Raw genomic sequence first — 25,786 nt, 5'->3', positions numbered from 1 at the left:
CACTCGCTTGACCAGCAGCGCCGTCGTGCTTGTCTGCCCGTCCGCGATCGACCTGTCGAGGTGTGGCCACAGTCCACCGCTACAGCGAGGCGATGGACCTCCGGGCAGAGCTGGTTCCCACGCTTCGACAGGCACTCGAACGGGTGGCAGCCAAGTCGTTCGTGATCCTGGACGGCACCCTGCCGCCGGCCGCCGGACATGCGGTGGGCGACCAGGGCGTTGGCGGGGTTCAGTGCGTGAGCCGGCCGCCTTCGTTCAGGTGACGTCCGGTCAGTCGCGTCGGCCGAAGGCCGGGTTGCCCGTGACGATGCGGGCGTGGTCGAGCAGGCGGTCCTCGATGTTCTGGGCGGTCGCACTGCCGACCAGCAGGTCCATCGCGTAGCCGTCCTCCAGTGCCACGAAGGAACGCCCCAGGGCCCAGGCATCGCCGGCCAGCGCGAAATCGCCGCTCTTCTGCCCGAGTTCGAGTACCTGACGGTAGAGCTCGGTCTGCTGGTTCGCGAAGAGGCGCTGCCGGTCGGCGGCGCCCTCGTTGCGCAGTGCCACCGGGAACAGCTCGAAGAGCAGCCGGGTGCTCTCCTCGCCTTCTCCGGGCCAGGGCACACCGGAGTGGATGCAGGCACGCAACCGCGACACCGGGCCGTCCGCTGCCGCGATGGCCTCCTCGCGGCTGACGAAGTACGTCGCGGCGCTGCGCTCGAACACGGCGGCGAACAGCTCTTGGATGTCGGCGTAGTAGTAGAGCACCGACGCAGGGGTGACGCCGGCGGCCCTGGCGACGTCCCGCAGCTTGGTGGCTGTGGCCCCGAGCTCCACCACGGTCTTGGCGGTCGCGTCGATCAGCTGGGCGCGGCGTTCCGCCTGGTTTCTGGGTCGGGCCATGCACGACATGCTCGCACACCGCCGAATGCCGCTCGTATCTCACCTGCGGCGATCCATTGACCTCCCCCCATTCGTTAACTAAATTTCGTTTAACGAATCCCCGAGTCAGACCTGGTGACCCATGTCCCGTCCCCTCCCTCTTGTGCTGGCCCAGGCAGCCCAACGCACTGCCGACGACCTGGACGGCCTGGCCGCCGACGTGCGAAGGCGCACGGCGGGGCTCCCCGCCGCACCGCTGGTCGTGTACCCCGAGCTGCACCTGGGCGGCCCGGTCGGCGGTGCCACGCTCGCACCTGCCGAGCTTCCCGAAGCCCTTGCCGAGCCCCTGGACGGCCCGCGTGACCGCGCCCTCGCGGAACTCGCCGGCGACCTCGGTGTCTGGCTCGCCCCCGGCAGCGTCTACGAGCGTGACGCCGACGGACGCGTCTGCAACACCGCACCCGTCTACTCCCCGCGCGGCGAACGGGTCGCGGCCTACCGGAAGATCTTCCCGTGGCGGCCGTACGAGACCGTCTTCCCCGGCGCCGAGTTCACCGTCTTCGACCTCGACGGCATCGGCCGCGTGGGACTGTCGATCTGCTACGACGCGTGGTTCCCCGAGACCACCCGCCACCTGGCCTGGATGGGCGCCGACCTGGTACTCAACTTCGTACAGACCTCCGGCAGCGACCGGGCCCAGGAACTCGTGCTGGCCCGCGCCAACGCCATCGTCAACCAGCTCTTCGTCGCCAGCGTCAACTGCGCCGCGCCCGTCGGCACCGGCCGCAGCCTGCTCGTGGACCCGCAGGGCAACGTACGCTCCGAGGCCGCGGCCGACAGTGACACCACCCTCACCGACGTGATCGACCTGGACGAGGTCGCCAACGTCCGCCGCCTCGGCACTGCAGCGCTCAACCGGCCCTGGCAGCAGTTCCACCCCGGCGACCGCCCCCTCGCCCTGCCGCTCTACCAGGGTCGGATCGACCCTGCCACCTGGGCCGGTGCCAGCGCCCCGGTCCCCTTCCCCAGCGACCCCACCGAGACCCGCCGCACACTCGGGGAAGAGAGAATCTCGTGACAGATCAGCCCTCCCGCATGCGTGGAGACCTCGGACTCCTCTCCGTGGTCGCCTTCGGCGTCGCCTACATGGCCCCCGCCGTCGTCACCTCGATCTTCGGCGTCATCGCCGCCACCAGCAAGGGAGCCGCGCCCACCGCCTACGTGATCGCCACCGGCGCCATGCTGCTGACCGGCCTCAGCTACGCCAAGATGGCCAAGGTCCATCCGAGCTCCGGCTCCGTGTACACCTACGCCCGCAAGGAGCTCGACTCCCGCATCGGCTTCCTGGCCGGATGGGCACTGCTGCTCGACTACCTCTTCCTGCCGATGGTCGCCTGGCTGCTCCAGGCCATCTACCTCCACGCCCAGTTCCCGGCCGTCCCGGAGTGGGCCTGGCTGGTCGTCAACGTGGCCCTCGCCACCGCCATCAACATCATCGGCCTCAAGGTCGCCGACCGGATCAACCGAGTGCTGCTGCTCGGCGTCACCGCCGTCCTCGTCGTGCTTGCGGCGCTCTGCGTCCGTTACGGCCTCGGGCACGGCGGCACTCCCGCGGCCGGCCACGCCTTCTGGAACAGCGCCACCAGCCTCTCCGCCGTCACCGCTGCCGCCGCCGTCGCCGCCTACGCCTTCCTCGGCTTCGACGCGGTGAGCACCCTCAGCGAGGAGGTGCGTGATCCGCAGCGCACCATCCCGCGCAGCATCATCCTGACCGTGCTGACCGGCGGCGGCATCTTCGTCGTGATCTCCTTCCTGATGCAGTGGGCCCACCCGGGCGGTTCCTTCCCCGACGAGGACTCCGCCGGGTACCTCCTGTTCACCACCGTCGGCGGAAAGACCTTCGCCGACGTGGCCAACATCGTCAGCATGCTCGGAGGGTTCGCCTCCTGCGTCGCCATCCAGGCAAGCACCAGCCGCCTGATGTTCGTCATGGGCCGCGACGGAGCCCTGCCCCGGCAGGTCTTCGGACGCCTGCACCGCAAGCTGCTCACCCCGGTCGTCAACGTGCTGATCATCGGCGGCGTCGGCCTGCTGGCCATGAACCTCTCACTCGCCGACGCCACCTCCTTCATCAACTTCGGAGCGTTCCTCGGCTTCACGCTCGTCAATGTCTGCGTGATCGCCTACGCCGTGCGGCAGTGGCGCTCCGGAACCCGTCACTCGCCCGTGCGGTACCTTCTGCTGCCCGCCGCCGGTGCCGCCGTCGACGTCTATTTGATCACTCAGCTCGGCGGCACCGCTGTCAGACTCGGCCTCGGCTGGCTGGTCATCGGAATCCTCTGGCTCGCAGTGATCACCAAGGGCTTCCGCCGCCCCGCCCCAGAACTGCGACTCCGGTCCGACGAGGAAAACGGCCCCGCGGAGCCGGAAGCCTCCGGCCCCCTCCTCCCGACGGCATGAACCACGCCGCCGGAGTGGTTCAGCCTGGGCCCCACGCTGTGTGGCGTGGCCGTCCGCCGCCTGTCACAGGGCGACGCCGCGGTTGAGTAGGAGCCCGGATCGGTCTCCAACCCTCCAGGACGGCATGCACGTCCTCCACGGTCACCTGCCATCAGGGCACCAGCAGATTCGCCAGCGTCTGGAGCACACCGATACAGAGGGCCCGCCCAGAGGCCTGGGCGAGCGGGACGCCCGAGGACCTGTCACATGGCCAGGAGCGTCCTCGTGGTGGAAAGAGGCGTTCTGGTATGCATGGGCGGGAAGGAACGCCGTGGAGGAGGGGATGGGGGTGGCGCGGTGGCGAAGTACCACGTGGACTGGCCGTGGCTGCTGGCGGGGCCGGACCCGCGTGGGGACGAGGCCCTGCGGGGGGTGAAGGAGGCCACGTCCGCTCCGGAGCGGGAGCGGTGGTTGGGCGTCCTGTCCGACGCGGCGTCCAGCGCCGACCCGGCCGCGGTCGAGCGGTACGCGATCGGCCTGGCGCAGGCGGGCCGGTACACCGAGTCGCTGACGTTCTGGCGTCTGCTGGTGGAGCATCTGCCGGGGACCGCCCGCGTGGTGCTGAACATGGCCTCCTGCCTGATGAGCGCCGGCCGCCTGGACGAATGCGCCCATGTGTTGGAGGCGTGCGCCCGGCGCTGCCGTGACGACGACCCGGCCTACCCGATGGTCCGCCGGCGGTGGGCCGAGCTGGAGGGACTGCGCGGTCGGTGGGAGCGGGAACAGCGCCTGCTCAAGGCCCGCGCGGAGGCGTACCGGGAGCTGGACGCCCAGGGCCGTGCCTCGCTTGCGGACCTCAAGGAGCTGTGCCGGATCCTGGCCGGCCTCGCACGGCAGCCGGGCAGCGGTGTCACCGCGTCCGAGGTGGCGGAGGTCGCGGAGCGGCTTCACGACCGCGCACCGGACGACGTGAGCGGCATGGAACTCCTCGGCATGGCACGGGTACTGACGGATGACCGGGAAGGCCTGGCGGAGGTCCTGCGCCGGCTGGAGCGGGTCGCCCCCGACTCGCCGGTGCTCGCGGCCGTCCGCGCGCAGGTGACCGACCCCGGATTCCGCGCGGGCTCGGACGAGCTGAAGCGCCGCTGGGACGACATCTGCCACCGGGCCTCCCGCGGCGCCCCCGGCGCCGAGGACGAACTCCGCCGGGAACTGCGGAGCCACCCGCACGTCGAGCAGCTCCGGGTCGGCCTGCTCTTCGCCGTGTACGGCCGGGCCGCGGACGGCCGCGGCGACTACGAGGAGGCGCGCCGACTCGCCCTCGAGCTCGCCGCCGATCCGCGGGCGGGGCACCACACCCATTTCCACGTGGCGCAGTTCCTCTGGAACCTCGGCGAACGCGACGAGGCGAGCCGCCAGTTCGGCCTCGCGCTGGCGACCTCGAAGACCGAGGAGGACGAGGAGACCGTGCGGCTTGCCGCGCGTACCGTCGGCGCGCAGATCGCCGATCCGGCAGGGGGCGCGGGTGGGTGACCGTGAACGGTACGTTGCCGCACTGCTGATGCAGGCGGACGGCCTGCGGCGGGCCGAGTACGTCCTCTTCACCCACGCACCGGGGATCGATCTCGCCGTACTGGTGGAGGAGTTACGGGCCGGGCAGCGGGCCTTCGAGAGGGACGGACAGGTGAAGGCCGCGGCGCTGGTGGACTTCTACGTGTCGCTGGTGGAGGAGATCACGCCCGCACTGCGGGAGGCCGGCCGCCGTCGTGGCGCGGAGCACGCCGACAGCTGGGAGCCCATCGAGCGGGACGCCTCCAGGCTGATGGCGCAAGGGCGTCTTGACGCCGCCCTGGAACTGGTGCGCACCGCGGTCTCCGCGGTGCCCCCGGACTCCTATGCCTTCGGGCGGCTGCTCGGGATGCAGGGGCGGGTCGCTGAAGCCATGGGGGCCGCCGGGCGTCACCGCGAGGCACTGCGGATCCTGGACGGCCTCACCCCGGAGATCGGCACCTCCGACGATATGATCCAGCCCGGCCTGCGGCTCTGGCTGCACCGGTTGCGCGGTCGGCTCTACCGGGTGGGGGGCGAGTACGAACGCGCCTGTGCCGAGTACCGGGCGGCGCTCGACGCGGTGTCGACGATCGGGGAGACCGCCGACGAGCTGCAGATCCGGAGCGAGTTGGCGGACACTCACACTGCCGCCGGCCGGAGCCGACAGGCGGTGCGCGAGTGCCGCCGCGTACTGACCCGTGCGGAGGCGGCGGGCGCCGGTCCGGAAACACGGGCGCACGCGCTCAACCGGCTCGGAGAGGCGTACCGGCAGGCGGGGGACGCCGTGGCGGCCCGGCGCTGCTTCCGGCGCGCGCTGGAGCTGAGCGGTGACGCCGGCGTCGACGACCCGCGCAACCTGCGGGCGGCGCAGGCCTGGGTCGGACTCGGAGACCTGCTGGTGGACGAGGACGACCACGCGGGCGCCGCAGAGGCTTACTTCCAGGGACTGTTGAAGTCGATGACGGTCGACCGGGAGGCCACCGCCGAAGGGATGCGGGTGATTGCGTGGCGGATGGAACGGCTCAGGGCTCCGGAGAGGGACCTGCTGCTGCGCACCGCGGAGGTGTTTCGCGACTTGCTCCCCGAGGACGACCGTTACTGGGTGCACCATCTGCCGTTCCGGCTGGCCCAGGCGGAGGCGCTGGCCGCGGCGGGAATCGCGGGCGGCGCGGCCGCGGCACTGCGGGCGCTACGGCAGGAGGCGCTCGGACGCGGTGCCGAACTGGCGATGGTGCTGCGGCTCGAGGTGCGGCTGGCGAGGGCGCTGAGGGCGGAGGGGGCACGCGAGGGCACGCGACTCGGCACCGGCGCGGCTCGGCAGGAGGCCTTCGACCTGTTGTGGGCGCGGCGCTGCCGGCTGCGGCGCAGGGTCGCCGGACGCGGTGGCGAGGCGCGGGAGGACCTGGCCGCGCTGGTGACCCAGCACCGGGAGTGCTACGGGCTGCTCATCGCCATGCTGCTCGACCACGACAACACCGGGCTCGCCGTGCCGGACGGAGACGGGGCGGTCGAGCTCGCCTTCGATCTCCACGAGGAGTACCGGGCATGGGTCGAGGGGGCATCGGCGCCCACGGGTGTGCCCGGGACACCGGCGACCCTGCGGGAGCTGCGGGCCTGCCTGGGAGCGGATCCGGACGCCCGCCACTGCGCTTTCGTCTCCTACTTCAGCTGCGGTGACGGCGGCGACGAGGGTGCCTGCGTCATCTTCGTCGTCCACGCCGACACCGGTCAACTGACCGTCTTTCCGTCACCGGTGGGCGAACGCGAGATAAAACGCGTGGCGGAACGGCTGCGGCGGGTCTTCGACGGGGACGCGGACGCCTTCCCGCCGCTGCCTCCGCTTCCGGCACGGCGGCCGTGGCGCCGGAATCTGGACTTCTTCGCGGATGTGGCGCCGGGTCTGCTGGCCTTCCTGCCCGCGGTGACGGGTCGGGAGTTGCTCTGCGTCGCCGCCGACCCGGCGCTGCAAGCGCTGCCCCTGGCGGCGCTGCCGCTGCCGTCGACGGACGAGGACGCGCGGGAAGGCCGACGGCCGCTCGTCCACCGCCACGCCGTCGTGCAGGTGTCCAGCGCCACCGCCCTGCTGCGTACGGTCGCCCAGCCCCCCGCCCCGGCCGACGGAGGTGTCCTGGTCGCGGGCGTAGCGGCCGGCGAGGACCCGGTCCCGGAGCGGCTGGAGCACGACATCGACTTCATCGCCCCCGAGCACGCCGGCCGGGAGTCGGTCACCGAAGTCGGCGGTCTGTCCGCCACACCGGACGCCGTACTGGCCGGTCTGCGCGCCGCGCGCGTCGCCCACCTCACCGGACACGGCTGGTTCGACCGCACCGAGCCGCTCGACTCCGGGCTGCTGCTGGCCCACGACGGGCAGCGCCCGAGCAAGTACCCGCCGGAGGTGGAGATCCGGACCCGGCTCCGGCACTTGCTGACGGCCCGCCACCTGCTCGACAGCGGGCTGAGGCTGGACCTCCTCACCCTGCGCGCCTGTTCGACGGCCCGTCGCGACCTGCACAGCACCGGGGACCTCCAAGGGCTGGCCCACCTCCTGCAGGCGTCCGGTGTGCGGTCGGTCGTCGGCACGTTGTGGGACGTGGACGACGCCAGTTCGCGCCGGCTCTTCGCGGACTTCTACCGCCGACTGTCCGCCGCCCCCCAGACGCCGTGGCGAGCCCTGTGGGAGGCTCAGCGCGCGATGCTCCAAGGAGACGGCGCGCAGTACGACGGGCCCTGGCAGACTCATCCGTACCATTGGGCAGCGCTCGCGCTCTTCGGAGATTGGAGAATCCGGTGACATCGCCGACACCGTTCGCCTCGGGAGAACTGACGGACCGGCAAGTCATCCTCATCCTCCAGGAGATGACGGAGGAACTGACGGCGGGCGCGGCCGTGGACACGATGCCGCTGGACCAGGCGGAGGCGCTCCTTCTGCTGGACGCCCTGCGTGGCACCCGGCCGGAGGCGCAGCCTGACGCGCCCCCGGCCGTCCCCGAGGGTGCCGCTGCCTGCGCCGCCGCCCGCCGCCTGCTCGCTGTGCTCGCCGACGAGCCGGCCTGCGCAGATCTCGCCACTGAGCTGCTCGCCGATCCGCCTGACGACTCGCGGCTCGGTGGCGAACTGGCCGTTCCAGGTGTCGTCGTCCTGGCCGGTACGGTGGCCTGGCTGCAGACAAAGGTCGACATCCGCTTCAAGCGAGGCGGCGGCAAGACCGAGTTCGAGTTTCGGCTGGGCAAGGAGGCCGCCGACGGGTCCACGCTGCGTGAGCTGGCCGCCGTCATCGCCCGGCTGCTGGGCTGGCCCCGGCAGTAGTCACCCCGGCCGCCCGGCTCGTGGTCGAACGCCAGGGCATCCGGGCGGCGTGGCCACGGGGCTGTTGCGCCGAGAGCGGCGGCAGCCGCCGCCCTTCTTCTCACCCTTACGGCCGTGATGCACCACCTTCACCGGCAGTTGGTACTGGACGAGTGTCAGGAAGTCGCTCATGAGCACGGAGAATTCGCCGTCGCCGGAGAGGGAGACGACCTGCCGCCCGCGGTCGAGGAACGGCGTACCGATGGCCTGGCGCAGCGCGGTGGCCATCGAGCCGTGCACGAAGGAGCCGAGGAGGCGGCGCCAGCCGTTCGGCGTGGTCTCCTGGAAGTAGCCGGTGCCGATCTCTCCGCTGGGTGTCTTGGCGGCCAGCGCGACCACCGGCGCCATGGAACGGTGGGCGTCGTACAGGCCGTTGTTCAGGTGGAGGTTGCCCGGACCACAGGAGCCGCCACAGGCGGCGAGCCGGCCGGTGAGCTGCGCTTCGGCACCGGCGGCAAAGGCCGCGACCTCCTCGTGGCGGACCTGGGTCCACTCTCGGCGTCGCTCTCGCGCTCGGCAGCTGACCGCATGCGATGGGGGCCTGGGTAGCTGTGTTCGGCAGATGATGTGTCATCGAGCGCACGGGACGACGGCCTGTGTGTGGTCGGAATACTCGTGCGGACACGCGCCGTTGATCGCCTGGGATCGGTCTCGTGACGGAGCCGAAGAGTCGCATCGAGAGAACGGAGCATCCGGCGTGGACGTCTTCATCATCGGCATCACCGGCGGCATCGGCGGTTTGCTGGCGCGGAAACTGCGCTCTCGGGGAGACACCGTCCGCGGGCTCGTTCGCCGGGATGACCAGCAGGCCGCCCTCGCCGCACAAGGTGTGCAGGCGACCGTCGGCGACCTTGCCGGCATGACCGTGGAAGAACTGGCGGCAGCATTCGGCGACGTTGACGTGATCGTCTTCAGCGCCGGCTCGAATGGCGGCAGCAAGGAGGTCACGAAAGCCATCGACGGCGACGGGGTCGTCAAGGCCATGCATGCGGCACGCCTCGCCGGTGTGGAGCGCTTCGCGCTGGTGTCGGTGCTTCCGGAATCATGGTGCGAACGCGACCTCGGTGAGGAGGTCGAGTACTACTTCGCCGTGAAGAAGGAGGCAGATGTCGCTCTCAGCCGCAGCGACCTGAACTGGCTGATCCTCCGTCCGTCCCTCCTTGTCGACGACCCGGGCATCGGCACCGTCTCTCTCGGGCCGGCGGAGTTCCACGGCCAGATCGCTCGCGAGGACGTGGCCGCCACGCTCGCTGAACTGCTTCACGAGCCCCGGATCGGCCGGCAGATCCTCGAACTCAACACGGGATCGACACCCATCGAAGAGGCGGTCCGGGTGAACGTCCGCTCCTGACCACCTGGTTGGCTCACCTGGGCCGTTGGATGAGGCCGCAAGCCGCGGCGCATGCCCTCCTCCACCGCAAAAGCAGCGGATACCACGGCGGGGCGGAACATGCGTGTCTGCCTGGGGGCCGGGATGTGGTGGCCGGGTTCAGACGATCTTGACAGTGGTGCCGCTGTTCTCGAGTGCGGCGGTCTCGTCGGCGGCCGCGGTGGTGTCGGTGACGAGGATGTCGGCCAAAATGGGGGGCCGACGTAGGCCTGTGTGGTGCGGCCGAGTTTGCTGCCGTCGGCGGCGGCGATGATGCGACGTGCCGACGCGATGACCGCCTTCTTCACCGCTGCTTCGCCGAGGTCGTAGGCGGTCATGCCGTCGCCGGGGTCAGGCCGCAGCAGCCCAGGACGGCGGTGTCGAACAGCAACGCCGACCGGGAGGCGAGGATAAGGGGCCCGGTGAGGGCTCCTTGCCGAAGCCCTCGCACGCGCCGACGAGACCGGTGACCATGGCCAGGCCGTTGCCCCGGACATCGTCGGTGAAGTGTTCCAGGACCTGCGCGTTGAAGGACTGCCTGGCTTTCTTCCATGCGTCCGTCGAGGACGGCCGGCCGTGCATAGAGAAGAGCGGCGGCCGGGTGCACGGCGACCAGGACCTGCCCGCGGGCGAGGCCCGAGGGCCATGGCCCGGCCGATGCGAGACGCGTATGCGGGTGGGGTGTCAGCTGCTGAAGACGACTTCGGCCTGGTCGCGGCGCGTGGTGTGGAGCTCCCAGTAGACGGGGGAGATCTCCTCGGCTTGGGCGACGGCGTGGCCGGGCATGACGGCGCTGCCGATCGACACGTCGATGGCGACGTGGGCGGCCTGCACTCCGGTGCCGTCCAGCTCCTTGTGCAGGTTGATGGCCCAGTTGCGCAGGGCCGCGGCGGCGGCGTTGACGTTGCCGATCATCGGTACGGGGTCGATCGATCCTGCCCCGGTCGTGAACAGCAGGGTGCCCGCGCCGGCCTCCCGCATCGCAGGCAGCACCGCCCGGGTGGCGGCGATGGCCCCGTACAGCTGGAACTCCATCTCGTGCTGAACGTGGACCGGGTCGGTCTCGGACGGGGCGGTCATCGCGGTGGAACCCAGCCCGCCCACCGGGGAGTACTCCAGCACGTCGATGGAGCCGAAGTGCGCGGCGGCGTCCTTGAGCGCCCGCGTGAGCACATCGCGGTCGAGCACGTCGGCGGGGAAGGCGGCGGCACTGATCCCTTCGGCGGTCAGTTCGCCGACCAGGTTCTCGAGCTTGGCGTGATTCCGGGCGATCAGTGCGACGCCGTAGCCGTGGGTGCCGAACGTGCGCGCGATGGCGAGACCGAGCTGAGGGCCGGCGCCGACGATGGCGATGGTGGGCATGAGGGAACCTTTCATCAGGTAGAGATGGATAGGCCTATCCGTTTCGGATCCGGAAAGCCCTATCCGGTTCACGGTCGACGGTAACACAGTAATCGGAGAGGGGCTTCCGTTTTGCTAGCCTGACGGACATGACCCCCCGAAACCAGCACGTCGACGGCACCGGTAGCAGGGCCGACTCCGCAGCCCCGCCCAAGCGCAGTGACGCGGAGCGCAATCGGGGGCGGATCATCGCCGCCGCGCGCACAGTGTTCGGCCGCGACGGACTGAACGCGTCGATGGCCTCGGTCGCGCGGGAGGCGGGGGTGGGGATCGCCACCCTCTTCCGCCATTTCCCCGGCAAGGAGGAGCTCGTCGTCGCGGTCTTCACGGACCGTATGGAGGCCTACGCGCGGGCCGCCGCCGATGCGCTGGCCGACCCGGACCCCTGGGACGGCTTCACCGGCTACATCCAGGAGGTCTGTGCGATGCAGGCCGCCGACCGCGGCTTCGCCGACATCCTGACCATGAGCTTCCCCGCTGCCCAGGAACTGGAAGCACTCCGTGCCCAGGCGTATCAGGGCTTCCTCGAACTGATCGGCCGCGCCAAGGACAGCGGACAGCTTCGCGAGGATTTCACCAGCCGGGATCTCGTCCTGCTGCTGATGGCCAACGCCGGTGTCCTCAGCGCCACCGGCGACGCCGCGCCGGATGCCTGGCGCCGCCTCGTGGCGTGGATGGTGCAGTCATTCCAGGCCCCAGCCCGCGGACCGCTCCCGGACCCGCCGGAGGACGCCGCACTGTACGAGGCCATGCGCCGCGCCAGCCACGGCGTCAGCTCCCCCGAGACCGGGAAGCGGCGCTGATCGATCGGTCGGCGCCGTCCGTCGGCGTGCGGGAGTCGCTGCGACTCCTACGCGCCCGCACTGATCTGGCCCCTCCCACGTCCCCGTGCCCGGCACCGATCAGCTCCCGGCCACGGTCCTCACCCGACTACTGGGCACAAGCCCCGAAACCGCGACCGCCTGGACGCGGGCCGGCGGGCAATGGGCTCGGCGCCCCGCCGGCCTTCACACCGACCAGCTCATTGCCGCCACCCGCCTGACCCTCTCGAGATCGGCCGCGGCATCCGGCACGTCCGCGACGTCGTCGCCGAGATCCTGACACCGATCACATGGACCCGGCGGGACGGGTTCATGTTCTCCGGCGACCCCGCGGACTGGATCGAGTACGACAAGCGGCAGTTCCGGCAGATCCTCGGCCGCCTCACCCGCGTGATCACGGGCACGCTCGACCCGCACCTGGCCCGCTACCCCGACGGCGAATGGGCCCAGTTCGCCACCGCCCAGCTCACCGGGGTGCGCGGCACCCTCGCACAGCTCTCCCAATAGCCGCCCGTCCATCGCCGATCACGCTGCCGAGCCCGTCATGCCTGCTGTTGCCCGTCGCCGCCGCTACCCGTCCGACACCTCCGTCGCAGAATGGGCACTCCTGGAACCCCTGCTGCCCATCCCGGCCTTGCCAGACCAAGACCGGCGGCCACCCAGAGAAGTGGCCTCGGCGGGAGATCGTCGACGGCATCCGCTACATCGTCGACAACGGCGCGAAGTGGCAAGGTATTGAGAACCGAGGCAGGTTCGTGACCTTTCGTTCCGTGGGATGAGGGTGGTCCGAGGACCGTTGACTGCGTGACCGTCCGGGCACCCCGGACGGGTGTCAGTGGGTTCTGCGATCGTGTGCGTCGTGGACGAACTCGTGGAACGCGTTGACGCTCAGGACCGTGTGCTGGGGGTAGTCAGTCGGTGGGAGGCCGTGCGGGAGGGCTGGTTGCACCGAGTTGCTTCGGTGGTGTGCCGTGATGGGCAAGGTCGCTTTCTCGTCCATCGGCGTGCCGAGCAGTTGTCCCGTTTCCCAGGTCACTACGAACTCGGGGTCGGGGGCGCTGCAGGAGTCGGCGAGTCCTATGAGCCGGCAGCTGCCCGCGAGCTCAGTGAGGAGCTGGGAACGCCGGCGACAGTGTGCCTTCGGTTCAAGTTCCTCAACCGGGGCGGGCTCAGCCCTCACTGGCTGGGGGTGTGCGATGCCGTGCTTCCGGAGGTCGTCGCCCCCGATCCGGGTGAGGTGGCCTGGCACGGGTGGCTGACCGAGTCCCAGCTGCGGCGGACTCTGCAGCAGTGGACCTTCACTCCTGATAGCCAGGAGATTTTCGATCGGTATCTCGCTTGTCGTGCTGACCCGGCGCCTTCGCAGAAACGGTGCTCATGAGCTGAGTCAGAGGGACGAAGGTGCTGGTCGTTTCGAGGTCGCTCATGGTGCACCGACAGCGTGCCGCTGCCCGCGAGGTGGGGGAGCACATCCTGCGGCCCTCGCGGGTAGAGATCCCGATGCTCTCCAGAGTCTTGGCCCTGCCGCCAACCGCATTCGGGATCAGGTTCTCCTCGATCCCGATGGCGGTGATATCGCGCCAGGCGGTTCTCCGGGTCGCCGCGTCCCGGACGGTGATGCGGTCCTGGTCGACGATGGTCGCGCTCCTGAGGAACGCCACCATGAAAGCCAGCATGACAGCCGCGAACGCGCCGAAAGGGAGTGTGGCGACGAAAGGCGCCTGTGCACCCTCACGAGGAGCACGGCGAACGCAGCCAGTGCGCCCGCCAGAAGGAAGAGCGGGACGCGACGGTCGCCTCCGGCACCAGTGAGCCGCGGTTCGTGCGCACCGGCGACCTGCCATCCACCGTGCCGGTCAGCCCGCACCCCTGTCGGGTCCCGATCATCCGAATCCAGACGCTTGGAGCACACAGAGGGAGAGAGCCTGGAACATGCAGCCGCGATACCAGCTGACGAGTGCCACAACCGTCACGGGCCGCGCCCCGCCGTCATCGGGCCCTGCACAGGCAGGGCCGCCAGCCCGAGCGCCTGTGGTAGCGCGGCGGCAAGACCGACCGGTAATGTCACGAACGGCCTGGTGCAGCCAGCCGCTCGCGCCCTTCGGGGTTCGGTGAATGCGCCGTGGGTTCGCCTCGCATCGGTTCACCTGAACGCGGCACCGGCCGACAACGCGAGCATCGGCGGGACGGGCCGCGTGGGGAGCCGAAGCAATGACGTCCACCCATACCGACCATGCCAAGAAGTTGGCCAAGCTCCTGCGTGAGGACCTGGCCGCTGCGGGCATCGAGATCCCGCACGGACTCGCGCTCGAACTGATCGCTCATCAGCTTGGTGCCAGGGACTGGAATGTGCTCGCCGCGGTCGCTGGTCGCTCGTCCGTACCGGCCATCAGCCCGGCCGTGCCGGTGCTGCGCGTCATGTCCGTCGCCCAGGTGCTGCCCTTCTACCTCGACTACCTGGGATTCACTCTGGATTGGGAGCACCGATTCGCACCCGGTCTGCCGCTGTACGTCCAAGTCTCCCGATCGGCAGCCGTCCTGCACCTGTCCGAGCACCACGGCGACGGCAGCCCGCATGGCGTGGCCTGGTTCCCAGTACGCGACGTGTCCGCGCTGCACGAGGAGCTGCTCGCCCGTCCGAACGCGCCCATGCGACCCGGAATCGACCTGGACGCGCCGGGCGGGCCGACGATGCAGGTCACCGACCCGAACGGCAACATCCTCCGATTCGCGCAGTCGCCGTCGGCGCAGTAGGCGCCTGCTGGCGCGCCGCACTGGCACGCTCTCTCCCAGAAAGCAACCGTGCTCCTAGAAAGCAGCCGCGCCAAGGTACGGACAGCCGGTTCAGGAACGACCTGTTCTGCCTCTACTACACGGCCGTTCAGGCCATCCGCCGGCCCGCCGCCTAGGCCGCCGACGCGAGATCCGCCACATCAGGACAGGTCCCTGTCGCCGGTGGGTTCCGCTTCCTGGAGTCGGGTCGCTGCCCAGCTGGCGAGGAGCTTGAGCCGGTCTTCGTCGGGGGTCCCCGGCTCGGCGGTATAGATGGTCAGGGAATGTACCTCACGGGGGGAAATGGGCAGGTCCAACGGCTGGTAGACGAGTTTCAGAGGTCCGGCGTCAGGGTGCTGAAACTCTTTCACCCCGCCGTGGTGGATGCGTACGTCGTGGGCGGCCCAACGGGTGCGGAACTCGGGGCTCACCGTGCACAGCTCACCGATCAGTTCGCGCAGCGCCTTGTCGTGCGGGTAGCGCCCGGCCTCGGCGCGCAGCAGAGCGACGGTGGCGCCGAGGGCGCCCTCCCAGTCGGCGACGAAGTCTGGGGCACCGCGGTCGAGGAACCAGTACCGGGCGAAGTTCGGACGGCCGCGTTCGTCGGTGGTCTCGCTTTCGAACAGCGGCGCGAAGAGAGCGCGGGCGAGGGCGTTGGTGGCGACGATGTCCAGGCGGCCGTTGGTGACGAACGCCGCCGACAGAGTCATGGAGTCGAGCAACCACTGGACGCGCGGCGGAATGTCGATGGCCTTGCGGCGGCGAGGGCCGCGGCTGGGCGGCTGGGCTGCCCGGGCCAGGTCGAACAGGTAGGTGCGTTCGTCGTCGTCCAGCTGCAGCGCGCGGGCGACCGCGTCGAGGACATCTTCCGACACACCGCTGATGTGGCCCTTCTCCAGCCGGATGTACCACTCGGTGCTCACGCCGGCGAGGACGGCGACCTCCTCACGCCGCAGCCCCGGAACCCGGCGCCGACCGCTGGTGGGCAGCCCGGCCTGCTCCGGAGTGATCTTGGCGCGCCGGGTGGCGAGGAAGTCACGGATGTCGGCGCGGTTGTCCAAGTGGCGTTCCATGCCTTCCACGCTACGGCCCGTCCCTCGGGGGAGGGGGGTCGAGCTTGTACCCCCGATAAACGCAGCCTCCCGCACCTGCGGCGGAGCCGGTTTCGTGGGATGCGCCCCTCGATCTCGATCCGCTCCGGAGATGAAGCATGACGACGCGAGGAGAAACCCTCCACGCCCCCGCCGACCTGCGGAGTGGTGGCCCCGTACATCCGCCCGCCCGGCTTCCGCTCCTCGTCTACGTGCTGGCCCTGGGCACGTTTCTGATGGGCACGACCGAGTTCGTGGTGGCGGGCCTGCTGCCGGAGATCGCGGGGGATGTGCAGGTCAGCGTGGCCCGGGCCGGACTGCTGATCACTGTCTTCGCGGTCGGGATGATCGTCGGCGCGCCGTTGATGGCGATGCTGACGCTGCGGCTGCCCCCGCGGCTGACGCTGATCCTGGCGCTGGGGATCTTCGCGGCCGGGCATGTCGTCGTCGCCCTCAGTCCCAGCTTCGCACTGCTCCTGGCAGCCCGGTTCGTGACCGCTTTGGCGACCGGCGCGTTCTGGGCGGTGGCCAACGTCGTGGCCGCACGCGCCGCCGGTCCCGCCGCGAGTTCCCGCGCACTGGGCGTCGTGGGCGCCGGCGCGATGCTCGCCAACGTCGTCGGTGTACCGCTGGGTGCGTTCGCCGGACAGTTGATGGGCTGGCGGGGGCCGTTCTGGGCGCTCGCCGTCCTGGGAGCCGCCGCCATGGTGCTCATCGCCCGCCAGGTTCCGCGCGACACCGACGGTGACCACGCGGTCTCGGTCCGTTCCGAGCTGTCCGCTCTGCGGTCAGGGCGCCTGTGGCTGACCCTGGCGGCCTGCGCGACCACCGCCGGTGGCGTGCTCTCGACGTACACGTACATCTCGCCGCTGCTGACCGACCGGGCTGATCTGGCTGCCGGTCTGGTCCCGCTGGTGCTGGTCGGTTTCGGTGTCGGCGCCCTGGCAGGCTTCCTGGTGGGAGGCCGTCTCGGGGATCGCCATCCGTACATGACGACGATCGCGGCCCCAGCCGTGACCACAGTCCTGCTGCTGGCGATCTGCCTACTCTCCGGATACGCCGCGCCCACGATGGTGCTGGTTGCCCTGCTGGGGCTGTTCGGTCTCGGCGCCAACCCGGTGCTGATCTCCCTCGGCGTCCGCTTCGCCGGCCACGCCCCCACTCTGGGCTCTGCCCTGACCGTCTCGGCGTTCAACCTCGGCACGGCCATCGGCTCCTGGATCGCCGGCCTTGCTCTCGATTCCCCCCTGGGAGCCACGGGTCCGGCCGCCGTCGGCACCGCCATCGCCGCCCTCACGCTGATCCCCACCATCACCATCGCGCTCACCCGGCGCCGCCACTCGGCCGCGGCACACACCGAGCCGCACCGGCAGCAGTGACACCGAGCCCGGGGCCGGACAGCCAGGCCCGTCCAGCGGGCTCGACGGTGTCAGGCCTTCACATCGAGGAAGCCGCGGCACTGCCGTGCCTTCCTGAACACAAACCGGCGCCTCAGGCGCCAGCACGACAGAGCAAGGAGACCCACGATGCGTGGAGTAGTGATGTACACCGCCGGCGACGTCCGGGTGGAGGAACGCGACGATCCGAAGATCATCGAGCCGACCGACGCCATCGTGAAGCTGACCGCGACCTGCATCTGCGGCTCGGACCTGTGGCCGTACCGCGGCATCGAGCCTGCCGATCACCAGGTCATGGGCCACGAATACGTGGGCGTCGTGGAGGAAGTCGGCTCCGAGGTCAAGAACGTCAAGGTCGGCGACTTCGTCGTCGGATCGTTCGTCATCTCCGACAACACCTGCGAGATCTGCCAGGCCGGCTTCCAGTCCAAGTGCGTGCACGCCGAGTTCGTCTCGCAGACCATCGGCACCCAGGCCGAGAAGGCCCGCATCCCGCACGCCGACGGCACCCTCGTCGCCACCCCGGGGCAGCCCGATCCGGAGCTGATCCCCTCCCTGCTGGCCGCCTCCGACGTGCTCGGCACCGGCTGGTTCGCCGCCGTCGCGGCGGAGGCCGGGCCCGGCAAGACCGTCGCGGTCGTCGGCGACGGCGCCGTCGGCCTGATGGCCGTCCTGGCCGCCAAGCAGCTGGGCGCGGACCGTATCATCGCGATGTCCCGTCACCCCGAGCGGCAGAAGCTGGCCCGCTACTACGGCGCGACCGACATCGTCGAAGAACGCGGCGACGAGGGCATCGCGAAGATCAAGGAACTCACGGGCGGCCTCGGCGCACACTCGGTGGTCGAAGCCGTCGGCACCCAGGAGGCGTTCATGCAGGCCGTCGGCGCCACCCGCGGCGGCGGCCACCTGGGCTACGTAGGCGTGAACTACGACGTGACCATCCCCGGCATCGAACTGTTCTTCGCCGGCATCCACACCCTCGGCGGCCCTGCGCCCGTACGCCGATTCCTGCCCGACCTGATCCAGCTCGTCTGGGACCGCAAGATCGACCCCGGCAAGGTCTTCGACCTCACCCTTCCCCTGGACCAGGCGCCGGAAGGCTACAAAGCGATGGACGAGCGCCGCGCCACCAAGGTTCTCCTCACCCTCTGAAACCGTCCGCGGCACGCCCTCGGGGCCGCACCACCAAGGGTGAAGCGGCCCCGAGGCGCTCGCCGGCGCGGCCCTGCAGACGGCTTCGGCTCACCGGCCGGTAAGAGCTGTGGTGTCGCCATGCACTTGAGACACCTCCGAAGTGTCCGGAGAAACCGTCCCCCTTCGGTTCGGCCGCCCGCCCGGGCCGCAGCACGGGGCTCGGGCACGGGGGTGGTCAGCATCGGCTCGGGCAGCGTCCGTGCGTCGGCAATCCACTGCCCCAGCGGGAACCCGGCGAGCGAGGCCGGCCACCCCTCGGCCTCTACCTCCTGCTCGTCGCGGCCGGGCACGCGGTACGTGAACGGAACCTTCAGGTCGCCGTGGAGCCGGTTGTAGATGACCACGGCCTTGATGCCGCGCCGCCATTGCTCGTGTTCGGGGTTGAGGACCCGCAGGTTGATGAACGCCGCTAGCTGTGCGGGCTCACGCGGCGCGGAGAACTTCAGCAACTGCCGCGTATGCGCCGACGGCCCGGACCCTTCCCCCTCACCTTGTCCCTCGCCGCGGCTCTGAACGCCCCTGACACGGCTCGTGCCGCAGAACCCGGCCGCGGCGCCCCGTGCGAGGGAAGCCGTGGGAGGACTTCTCGCACGGGGCGTGCGCCGCGGCCGGGGGCTGCCGTCGTCACCGGTGGGCGGCGCGGTTCATTTCGACGATGTCCTCCAGAGTGGGATTGGCTCCGAGGGCGGCGAAGCGCTCTGGCATGCTGTCGCGGACGGCCGCGTCCTTGACGCGGTCGGCTGCGGCCAGGGCCGCCGGCAGCTCCTCCAGGCTCAGTTCGGTGCAGTAGGCGGGCCCCATCGGCTGCTGACGCCAGGAGTCGGCCAGTGCGCCGGCGTCGTAGGGGTCGAATCCGGTGTCGTCCACCAGACGCATGGCCACGCGCTTGGCTTCCTCGGAATCGCCGGCGACAGGGATGGCGATGCGGCCCGGTGTGCCCGCCGGGACACCCTTCGTTCGCTGGGTTTCGGCCAGGGCGGCGTTCCACGCCTTGACCACCGGCCGTCCAAGGAGCTCGGACGTGTACACGCTCTCCACTGCACCGTCTTCCACTGCCTGGATCTGCCCGTTGAGGTGCGGGTAGTAGTTGGAGGTGTCGATGACCACCGTCTCGGCCGGGACGGAGGCGAACAGGTCGGCCAGCTGCCCCGCCACTCCAAAGGGAATGGCAAGGATGACGGCGTCCCTGCCCTTGACGGCGTCCTTGAGTGCCACGGCGCGGGCGCCGGTCTCCAGCACGTCGGGCGCGACGGCCTCGGGGCCGCGGGCGTTCGCCACCTGAACGTCATGACCGGCTCCGCTGAGCTTGCGGGCGAGGTTGCCGCCGATCGCGCCGGCGCCGATAACAGAGATTTTCATGATTTGTCCTTTGACAGGTCGCGCCACCCCAGGGTGGTGCGGTGTGGTCACTGCAGGATGGAGGCGCCGGACACCGCCCGGAGTCCAGAGATCCTGGGGCGTTTTGGTGATCGACAGGCGGGGCTTACGCCTGGGCGTCCCGCTCGCGGTAGCCAGTGGCGATGAGCGTGCGAAGCCGGTTCAGTGACTCTTCGTCGGCGCCGCCGGCACCCTTGAGCCAGGCGACGGAGATGGCCGCGAGGAACAGGTCGTAGCCCTTCACCGACTCGCGCACGTTCCCCGTCCGCTGGGCGGCTCGCACGTACTCCTCGGTGGCGGTGATGACGGTGTCGCAGGGCAGTGTGAGCGGATTATCCGGATCCTGTGCCCTGGCTGCGGCCATGAGCGGCTCCGGCAGGCCACTGAACGCGCTGAAATACTCCTCCAGCGCGCGCAGCCACTGCTCCAGCGCCTCGTCGGCATCATTGAGCTGTGCGATCTCCGCCTGGCGCGCCACGAGTTCCTGGGAGCGCGTCTGCAGCACGGCCGCCAGCAACGCTTCCCGGGTGGGGAAGTGCCGGTACAAGGTGCCAGGCCCGACGCCCGCCTCCTTGGCCACCGCCTCCAAGGACGTACTGACCCCGTACCTCAGGAAGTGACACTGCGCCGCTGCCAGGAGGGCGGCACGGTTGCGCTGGACATCCGCACGGGGTTTACGCCCCTGCTGCCCATTGGCGCTCATACGCCCTCCTGGCTTACGCGATCCTGTAGCTCCTAAAAAACGGAGGGTGCCTCCGTACTGATTGCAGAGTAAAGCGGAGACAGCATCCGGTCAAGCGGCTGAGCGCGGCCTCCCGCGCTGCCTGCGCTGGCTGAGCGGGAGGTCGCCCGGCGCCTCCACACCGTCCCAGCGCACTGCCACCTCGCGGCCCAGCCGCACATTGACCGAGTCCGCCCGGCCACCAACGACGAAGACCGTCGCCCTCCTCGCCTTGCGGACAGCGTCCAGGACTGACCACCTCGGACGGCGACGCCACATGGCGTCGGCGGACAAGCAGGGCGATCGGGGAACCACGATGACGGCTCGTGTCACCGGCAGCTGACGAAGGGCGAACACATCACCTTCCCGATCGGACCAGGCCCTGACGACCAGGCGTTTCGCGGTGTTCGCCGCCGGGAACCCGGCGGGCCGCCGACGCAGACGAGAGGAACGGACATGAGCGGGCAGCAGGACCATGACACTGATCGTTACCACCGGGCGCGCAGCGACGAGGAACCCGGTGCCCACTCCGGCGGGGAGCAGCAGGCACGGGACCGGTCGGTGCCGGGCACGGCGAGTGCCAAGGAGGGCTACCAACCCCATCGCGGCACGACGGCGGGCAAGCCCCTGGAGGGCGTCGAGGCACCGGCGGAGGCCGATGCCGAACGCGGCGAGGCGGACGGAGAGGTCGGAGACAGCCAGCGACCGTGACCCGCCGACGGCCGTCAGGGAGGACAGACCATGAGTGAGAGCACGCCGTCGCAGGCCGAGGGGGAGCCCGAGCCGACGACCGGAGCGGAGGGCGAGCGGGAGCAGTCCGGTCGTCGAGACGCGCCCCGGACGACGCCGTGGCAGGCGCAAGGCGGGGACCAGAACGGGGACGGCGACGGAGAGTGGGAATCCGGCTGGTCCGGTCCGTGAGGCGGTGGCGCAGCGGCAGGCCGGAGAGACCGAGCCGGCGTTCCATCCGGCCGGACAGCCCCTGCCGGGCTCCGGCTTCGCACCCGTTGGGCTGCCTCATGACCGTGTCGGCGCGAAACGTTCATGAGGCCATCGCCCGTCCTTACGGAGACCGATCAAGGGGCTGGTACACCGGACAGCTCGTGGCCGAGCTCGACCAGGTTGCGCAAGATCACAGGATTGGCCATCAACATTGCCGGCTCCGATTCCCGCATCGTCCAACGTCGGTCGTGTATCCGCGCCGTGGCCGCCGACTCCAGGAAACGCCGGGGACCGGAGTCGGCTTCACTGGGCTTCGACGAGTGTCGACCTATGCCTCACATCGTGCCCCGGGGAGTGCGTCGCCGTGACTCGCCGCGGCGGTGTCCGTCAGGCGGCCGAGGCGAACACGGCGCGGCGATCGTCGTTGGGTGACAGGGCCCAGCCTCACGGCCATCACGCCGACCTGGTCGCCGCCGTGCAGCGAGCACCTACACCTTTACACCGTTGTCCTGCACACCTCCACGGTCAGCGCGTCGAGGACGCAGTGCCCGGCGGCGGCATCGTCCCAAGCCGTTCTGCTCGCGGGCGCAGCCCGGGAGATGCGCACGCCGACCGGGTGTGGCGGCTTGCCACGTACGGTTGGGGCCGCCGACGGGGCAGGAACTGCGGTGCTCAGTGCCCTTGGGGCGCTGCGTCGCGACGGGTCGCGGGGCAGCTGTGAGCATCCCGGCCGCCTGGGGGGCACCTTCCTCGTCGTGAGGCGGAGCTGCCCATGCCGAGGGCGTCTCGCACGCGGTCGTAGACGCTCAGCGGTACGCCCAGTAGGGCGTTCGCGGGAGGCCGCCGGGGGATGACGGGGTGGTGATGGTGACGATGAACTGTGCGCCGCAGGATGTGCAGGCCGACAACTTGCCGGCGCCGCTGCAGGACTACGGCGACCGCATCGAGACACGCATCCGTCCGGTGCTTGGTGAGCGAGGCACGGAGCTGGCTGTGCGCCTGAGGGAACGCCAGACGCCCCGTTCCATCGCGGCGAACTTCACAGGCTGCTGTTCGGTGATCCGGCGGGCCGCCACGTCCCCCACCACAATCTGCGTGGGCGTGCAGACGGCTCTGACCGAGCCCGGGGTCGCGCCCGGTGCCGCCGCGGCGGCGTCGGCCGAGGGCCTGGCGATGGAGGCCAACCGGTTCGGCCGAGCCTACGGCCTCGCGTTCCACCCGGACCGGGCAACGGGAAGCCTGCGACTGGCCCACCCGCGTTGAGCAGCGCATGCGAGCGCCGTGCGGCAGCAGGGCGGGGGGAATGTTCACCGGGCGTGTGTCGTTGCACAGGGCGTGACGGTGGATGGGACAGTGTTCCCGGGCCTCATCTATTGCCTGCGGGGACGATCGTCCGGCTGAAGCCCCGCGGAGCCTTTCGCCGCGTAGGCGACCGCCCTTCACGGTCACACCGTCTTCGGGCTCGGCCCCGGACAGCGCACGCATGTCCGGGGCCGAACCTTGTGTCAGTCGATGATGCCGAGACTCGCGTCGGGCCGGCAGTGTGTGCAGGCACTGGTGCCGTCCGCCAACAGACGGCGCGCCTCGTCCTGTTCGGCGGGGCGGTGTCGTTTGCCGGCCATGTAGCAGGTGCCCCGGTGGACCTGGACCGGTGGCCGGCCGACACTGATGCCGGGTTCGACGACCCACTTGGGCGGCTCGGGCCTGCTCCGTCGACCGTGGTCCTGTTCGGCCTGCCGCCTTGAGAAGCAATTCGATCTTGCGGTCGATGCGGGCCAGCCACATCGCGTGCCACACCCGCAGGTTGCGCAGCCGCTCGAGGTCCGGCGGCAAGACATCGAACCCCTGACCCTGCGTCCTGAGCACACACGCCCGGCTGAAGACCTCGGCTGCCCGGCGGGGTCGTTCACCCGGCATGGCCATTCGCTTTGATCTGGTTGATCTGGCACTCCCGTGCCGCGGGGCCGAGTGCGGCGTGACCTTTCTGCACCACCACCGTTGGACACGGCAACGCGTACAGAAGTCCCCCTCCCCCCGGTGGAGGCGTACGCAGGTGAGGGGCCCTGGACCGTGCCCGGCCCCGGGGCCCCTCCCGCAGGTGACCGGCCGGTGCGCTGGTCGCCGCGCGGCCGCTCGCGTCGTACACAGGTCGTATGAGCGACGACAACGACAAGGTCTTCCACCCCGGCGAGATCGTTCCCGCCTCCGGGATCTACGCGTGCGACTGAGTCACCAGTACAGCACCTGCTCAAGCTTGCAGACATACGCCCATGTCACTCAGGCAGGCCGTTCTCGTAGAGTGGCTCACCGGTACCAGCCGGGGGAGGAATCAAACGTGGCCGAAGCTACTCAGGACACGGGTGCGGCGAGCGCTACTCGTAACACGCCTGCTCGGATCAGCATCTGGGCCGCCTTTCTGGGCGCCAGTCTGATCGCGGGCATCTTCCTGACGCCGATGTTCTGGCTGCTGTACGGCGGGTTCTACACGTTCCTGGTGTTCGCCTTTGGTGTTGTCGCGATCCCCGCTGGGCACCTCGGCCGCCGTCGAGGTAAGCACCTGGACGGCCGCGACCGCGGCGTCGCGCTGCTCGGTATCGTGACCGGTTGGACCCTGATCTTCTTCAGTCTGCTGCTGGTCCTGGCCTACGCAGGACTACTGGCCGGGCTGGCGTACCTAGCCGGCTCCACTTCCTGAGCAAGGGCAGTGACTGCTCGACTGACTTGTTGTGCTGCTGCTTCCAGTCCGGCAGTTCCTCGTCTGCGCGGCGCCGGTGCGGCATCACCAGGCCGGTGCCTGGGTAGCCGCCGTCGGCGATCGTCATCGTGTTGCCGACCGCGGCCCTCGCACCGGACTCCTCCCACGCTTTCCAGTCGTTGCGGTTGCCGGGCAAGGGCTGACCGACCACGACCACCAGGCGCGTATCGGCATCGACGACGACCTGGTGGTTGGTGGAGTACGAGTACTCCTTGGACTGTTCGGCGATCTCGTGGTCACGGGTGGGGACCAGGGGTACGTCCACGATGAGCACGGTGTCTTTGCGGAACCGCTGGCGGGGCTGAAGTGCGAGCAGCGGCCCTAGGTGGTCGATGATGCGGTCCGCCGCCGACTTCAACGCCCCGAAGAGCGGGGGGAGTTGGCGATCGTCAAGTTGGTGCGCCAGTACGCCGCTATGAGCAGGACCCGGTCCTCCAGCGGCAGGCTCCATGGACGACCCCGTCGTACGGCGTCTGCACCTTCGCGTCGCAGGTGACGAGTCCCGGCGCTGCGGGGCAGCGTTTCCTCGCTTCGGGCAGCTTCCTGTGGTACGGGGACATCGCCCGCATCCTGCGCGACAAGTTCCCAGACGAAGCCACCAGGGTACCCACGCGCACCATGCCCGACATCATCGTCAAACTGCTGGCCCGAGTGAACCCGCAGATGGCGATGGTGCGCTCCGAACTGGTCGCAAGAGGCTCGTCGACAGCAGCAAAGCCCGGACGCTCGGCTGGCAGCCCCGCCCCACCGAACAGACGATCATCGGCAAATAGCTGCCGCCACCACTATCGGTGCGACCCAGGAACTCAACCGCAAATTCATTACGTCACCCAAGTCCAGGCCCACGGCCCTCATCGAGCACGTCCTCACTCGGACGAAACCGTTCGAGATCCTGCACGGCTGCCGCCTCAAGGGCAACGGAGACGAGCCCGCCATGCTCAGCATCGTCAGACTCCACAACCTCACCCTCGCCGGATAGACCACCCATCGGAACAGCGGACCCTCCCGGCGATCGCTCGGCTGGTTCAAGGGCGACGAAGACGCCGTCCCCGTCTGATCAGCCCTGCGGAGTTGTCTGGACAGAGCGCTGGCTCGTTACTCTGCGCAGACATCCGGCGGTTCGGGGTGGCTCAGCCGGGCGGCGGGCCGGAGGCCGTCCATCAGGATGTTCAGCAGGCGGCCGGCCTTGGCTTCGTGCTCGGACAGGGGGGCCACGGTGAAGATGCCGATGAGCGAGGCGGCGATGTCTTCGAACGGTGACGTCGGAGCGGAGGTCGCCTGCCGTGCGGCCGGCGTCGAGGACCGTGGTGATGGCCGTCAGTAGCTCGGGTCGTGTCTTCCAGTTGCAGTTCGCTGTCGTCGCTGCTCAGGAGCCTGTTTCTGAGTGCACCGAGCTGACTGGTCGGCATGCGGCGGGAGTTCTTGACCGGTGATGCTCGATCGCTGTTGTTCTGATCGTGCAAGATGATGTGTGCCCCCGATGGGCGGGCGGGCGAGCTGGACGAGGTGTTGTTGCGGGTTGGCCACCGGTTCGGCCGGGCTGATCCGCGGCGGCGGGACTACGTGCGGGCATTGCTCGGGCCCGTCGGGCGGAAAACAGCTGGCAGCTCGCCGGGTACGCAGGCCGCAGTGCGCCTCATGGGTTCCAGAACCTCCTCAGCCGTCCCCGGTGGGACGCGGATGCGGTCCGCGACGGCGTGCAGGCATACGCCGCCGATCGGCTTGGCAATCGTGCCAGACGGTGGTCGGC

Annotated in this window: 23 protein-coding genes and 8 pseudogenes; 19 read left to right on the top strand and 12 right to left on the bottom strand. The window is 69.9% G+C overall.

What is annotated here, in order from left to right:
• Window positions 1-59 precede the first annotated feature (59 nt).
• Window positions 60-182, top strand: a pseudogene (locus AB0950_RS18170) (IS5/IS1182 family transposase); the annotation flags it as partial.
• 88 nt (window positions 183-270) lie between these two features.
• On the opposite strand, the gene AB0950_RS18165 reads toward AB0950_RS18170, so the two are convergent.
• Entirely contained in the window at window positions 271-882 is a 612-nt protein-coding gene (locus AB0950_RS18165) for a TetR/AcrR family transcriptional regulator (protein ID WP_360160650.1), read from the bottom strand.
• A 121-nt stretch (window positions 883-1,003) separates the two neighbouring features.
• On the opposite strand from AB0950_RS18165, the gene AB0950_RS18160 reads away from it, so the two are divergent.
• From AB0950_RS18160 to AB0950_RS18140, 5 genes are all read left to right on the top strand, one after another.
• Window positions 1,004-1,939, top strand: coding sequence for a carbon-nitrogen hydrolase family protein (locus tag AB0950_RS18160; RefSeq protein ID WP_366778909.1), 936 nt, complete (start codon window positions 1,004-1,006; stop codon window positions 1,937-1,939).
• 17 nt (window positions 1,940-1,956) lie between these two features.
• The gene (locus AB0950_RS18155; RefSeq protein WP_366778908.1) at window positions 1,957-3,321 is read left to right on the top strand and encodes an APC family permease; all 1,365 of its coding nucleotides are present in this window, start codon (window positions 1,957-1,959) and stop codon (window positions 3,319-3,321) included.
• 336 nt (window positions 3,322-3,657) lie between these two features.
• The gene (locus AB0950_RS18150; RefSeq protein WP_360160647.1) at window positions 3,658-4,833 is read left to right on the top strand and encodes a hypothetical protein; all 1,176 of its coding nucleotides are present in this window, start codon (window positions 3,658-3,660) and stop codon (window positions 4,831-4,833) included.
• Window positions 4,826-7,642 carry a CHAT domain-containing tetratricopeptide repeat protein gene (locus AB0950_RS18145; protein ID WP_366778907.1) on the top strand — a complete coding sequence of 939 codons (2,817 nt, stop codon included), beginning with the start codon at window positions 4,826-4,828 and terminating at the stop codon, window positions 7,640-7,642. The genes AB0950_RS18150 and AB0950_RS18145 overlap by 8 nt, the downstream gene beginning before the upstream one ends.
• Entirely contained in the window at window positions 7,639-8,157 is a 519-nt protein-coding gene (locus tag AB0950_RS18140) for a hypothetical protein (RefSeq protein ID WP_366778906.1), read from the top strand. The genes AB0950_RS18145 and AB0950_RS18140 overlap by 4 nt, the downstream gene beginning before the upstream one ends.
• Before the next feature lie 21 nt (window positions 8,158-8,178).
• Here AB0950_RS18140 and AB0950_RS18135 read toward each other — a convergent pair.
• Window positions 8,179-8,691: pseudogene (locus tag AB0950_RS18135) on the bottom strand (thiamine pyrophosphate-binding protein); the annotation flags it as partial.
• A 202-nt stretch (window positions 8,692-8,893) separates the two neighbouring features.
• Between AB0950_RS18135 and AB0950_RS18130 the strand changes: the two are divergent.
• The gene (locus AB0950_RS18130) at window positions 8,894-9,547 is read left to right on the top strand and encodes an NAD(P)H-binding protein (RefSeq protein WP_366778905.1); all 654 of its coding nucleotides are present in this window, start codon (window positions 8,894-8,896) and stop codon (window positions 9,545-9,547) included.
• A gap of 138 nt (window positions 9,548-9,685) precedes the next feature.
• Here AB0950_RS18130 and AB0950_RS18125 read toward each other — a convergent pair.
• Window positions 9,686-10,001: pseudogene (locus AB0950_RS18125) on the bottom strand (decarboxylase); the annotation flags it as partial.
• Window positions 10,002-10,249: 248 nt separating this feature from the next.
• Window positions 10,250-10,927, bottom strand: a complete 678-nt coding sequence (locus AB0950_RS18120) for an SDR family NAD(P)-dependent oxidoreductase (protein WP_366778904.1) — start codon at window positions 10,925-10,927, stop codon at window positions 10,250-10,252.
• A 128-nt stretch (window positions 10,928-11,055) separates the two neighbouring features.
• On the opposite strand from AB0950_RS18120, the gene AB0950_RS18115 reads away from it, so the two are divergent.
• The 4 genes and pseudogenes from AB0950_RS18115 to AB0950_RS18100 all read left to right on the top strand — a co-directional run bounded on the left by AB0950_RS18115 (window position 11,056) and on the right by AB0950_RS18100 (window position 13,168).
• A complete protein-coding gene (locus AB0950_RS18115) occupies window positions 11,056-11,769 on the top strand; it encodes a helix-turn-helix domain-containing protein (protein WP_360160642.1) in 714 nt (237 codons plus the stop codon).
• Between the two features lie 330 nt (window positions 11,770-12,099).
• Window positions 12,100-12,294, top strand: a complete 195-nt coding sequence (locus tag AB0950_RS18110) for a hypothetical protein (RefSeq protein WP_366778903.1) — start codon at window positions 12,100-12,102, stop codon at window positions 12,292-12,294.
• Between the two features lie 37 nt (window positions 12,295-12,331).
• A pseudogene (locus AB0950_RS18105) lies at window positions 12,332-12,524 on the top strand (transposase); the annotation flags it as partial.
• A gap of 134 nt (window positions 12,525-12,658) precedes the next feature.
• The gene (locus tag AB0950_RS18100; protein ID WP_360572247.1) at window positions 12,659-13,168 is read left to right on the top strand and encodes an NUDIX domain-containing protein; all 510 of its coding nucleotides are present in this window, start codon (window positions 12,659-12,661) and stop codon (window positions 13,166-13,168) included.
• Here AB0950_RS18100 and AB0950_RS18095 read toward each other — a convergent pair.
• Complete coding sequence (locus AB0950_RS18095; protein WP_360160731.1) at window positions 13,086-13,451, bottom strand: hypothetical protein; 366 nt, start codon at window positions 13,449-13,451, stop codon at window positions 13,086-13,088. The genes AB0950_RS18100 and AB0950_RS18095 overlap by 83 nt on opposite strands.
• A 547-nt stretch (window positions 13,452-13,998) precedes the next feature.
• Between AB0950_RS18095 and AB0950_RS18090 the strand changes: the two genes are divergently transcribed.
• Window positions 13,999-14,541 carry a glyoxalase superfamily protein gene (locus AB0950_RS18090; protein WP_360571877.1) on the top strand — a complete coding sequence of 181 codons (543 nt, stop codon included), beginning with the start codon at window positions 13,999-14,001 and terminating at the stop codon, window positions 14,539-14,541.
• A 179-nt stretch (window positions 14,542-14,720) separates the two neighbouring features.
• Here the strand turns inward: AB0950_RS18090 and AB0950_RS18085 are convergent, their stop codons facing one another.
• Window positions 14,721-15,632, bottom strand: coding sequence for a helix-turn-helix transcriptional regulator (locus tag AB0950_RS18085; RefSeq protein ID WP_360160639.1), 912 nt, complete (start codon window positions 15,630-15,632; stop codon window positions 14,721-14,723).
• A 137-nt stretch (window positions 15,633-15,769) separates the two neighbouring features.
• Here AB0950_RS18085 and AB0950_RS18080 point away from each other — a divergent pair, with 137 nt between their 5' ends.
• Together AB0950_RS18080 and AB0950_RS18075 are read left to right on the top strand one after the other, a co-directional pair.
• Window positions 15,770-17,029, top strand: coding sequence for an MFS transporter (locus AB0950_RS18080; RefSeq protein WP_366778902.1), 1,260 nt, complete (start codon window positions 15,770-15,772; stop codon window positions 17,027-17,029).
• Window positions 17,030-17,176: 147 nt separating this feature from the next.
• Window positions 17,177-18,199, top strand: a complete 1,023-nt coding sequence (locus AB0950_RS18075; RefSeq protein WP_360571874.1) for a zinc-dependent alcohol dehydrogenase family protein — start codon at window positions 17,177-17,179, stop codon at window positions 18,197-18,199.
• A gap of 239 nt (window positions 18,200-18,438) precedes the next feature.
• On the opposite strand, the pseudogene AB0950_RS18070 reads toward AB0950_RS18075, so the two are convergent.
• From AB0950_RS18070 to AB0950_RS18060, 3 genes and pseudogenes are all read right to left on the bottom strand, one after another.
• Window positions 18,439-18,771, bottom strand: a pseudogene (locus AB0950_RS18070) (helicase associated domain-containing protein); the annotation flags it as partial.
• Window positions 18,772-18,865: 94 nt separating this feature from the next.
• Complete coding sequence (locus tag AB0950_RS18065) at window positions 18,866-19,651, bottom strand: NAD(P)-binding domain-containing protein (protein WP_366778901.1); 786 nt, start codon at window positions 19,649-19,651, stop codon at window positions 18,866-18,868.
• 73 nt (window positions 19,652-19,724) lie between these two features.
• Entirely contained in the window at window positions 19,725-20,321 is a 597-nt protein-coding gene (locus AB0950_RS18060; RefSeq protein WP_366778900.1) for a TetR/AcrR family transcriptional regulator, read from the bottom strand.
• Between the two features lie 474 nt (window positions 20,322-20,795).
• On the opposite strand from AB0950_RS18060, the gene AB0950_RS18055 reads away from it, so the two are divergent.
• A complete protein-coding gene (locus AB0950_RS18055; protein WP_360160634.1) occupies window positions 20,796-21,050 on the top strand; it encodes a hypothetical protein in 255 nt (84 codons plus the stop codon).
• A 30-nt stretch (window positions 21,051-21,080) separates the two neighbouring features.
• Window positions 21,081-21,260 carry a hypothetical protein gene (locus tag AB0950_RS18050; RefSeq protein WP_366778899.1) on the top strand — a complete coding sequence of 60 codons (180 nt, stop codon included), beginning with the start codon at window positions 21,081-21,083 and terminating at the stop codon, window positions 21,258-21,260.
• Window positions 21,261-22,210: 950 nt separating this feature from the next.
• On the opposite strand, the gene AB0950_RS18045 is transcribed toward AB0950_RS18050, so the two are convergent.
• The gene (locus AB0950_RS18045; protein WP_366779063.1) at window positions 22,211-22,357 is read right to left on the bottom strand and encodes a hypothetical protein; all 147 of its coding nucleotides are present in this window, start codon (window positions 22,355-22,357) and stop codon (window positions 22,211-22,213) included.
• A gap of 429 nt (window positions 22,358-22,786) precedes the next feature.
• On the bottom strand, window positions 22,787-23,119 hold the full coding sequence (locus AB0950_RS18040) for a DUF6233 domain-containing protein (protein WP_360160632.1): 333 nt from the start codon (window positions 23,117-23,119) through the stop codon (window positions 22,787-22,789).
• A 497-nt stretch (window positions 23,120-23,616) separates the two neighbouring features.
• Here AB0950_RS18040 and AB0950_RS18035 point away from each other — a divergent pair, with 497 nt between their 5' ends.
• The gene (locus AB0950_RS18035) at window positions 23,617-23,976 is read left to right on the top strand and encodes a hypothetical protein (RefSeq protein WP_366778898.1); all 360 of its coding nucleotides are present in this window, start codon (window positions 23,617-23,619) and stop codon (window positions 23,974-23,976) included.
• Between the two features lie 22 nt (window positions 23,977-23,998).
• Here the strand turns inward: AB0950_RS18035 and AB0950_RS18030 are convergent.
• A pseudogene (locus tag AB0950_RS18030) lies at window positions 23,999-24,528 on the bottom strand (transposase family protein); the annotation flags it as partial.
• A 361-nt stretch (window positions 24,529-24,889) separates the two neighbouring features.
• Between AB0950_RS18030 and AB0950_RS18025 the strand changes: the two are divergent.
• Together AB0950_RS18025 and AB0950_RS18020 are read left to right on the top strand one after the other, a co-directional pair.
• A pseudogene (locus AB0950_RS18025) lies at window positions 24,890-25,015 on the top strand (IS5/IS1182 family transposase); the annotation flags it as partial.
• A 518-nt stretch (window positions 25,016-25,533) separates the two neighbouring features.
• A pseudogene (locus tag AB0950_RS18020) lies at window positions 25,534-25,766 on the top strand (IS701 family transposase); the annotation flags it as partial.
• Between the last annotated feature and the right edge of the window lie 20 nt (window positions 25,767-25,786).

It is taken from the genome of Streptomyces sp. NPDC007189, assembly GCF_040703635.1.
Classification (GTDB): Bacteria; Actinomycetota; Actinomycetes; order Streptomycetales; family Streptomycetaceae; genus Streptomyces.
The sequence above is the reverse complement of the archived record's forward strand: the minus strand, read 5'-3'. Positions and strand labels throughout refer to the sequence as shown.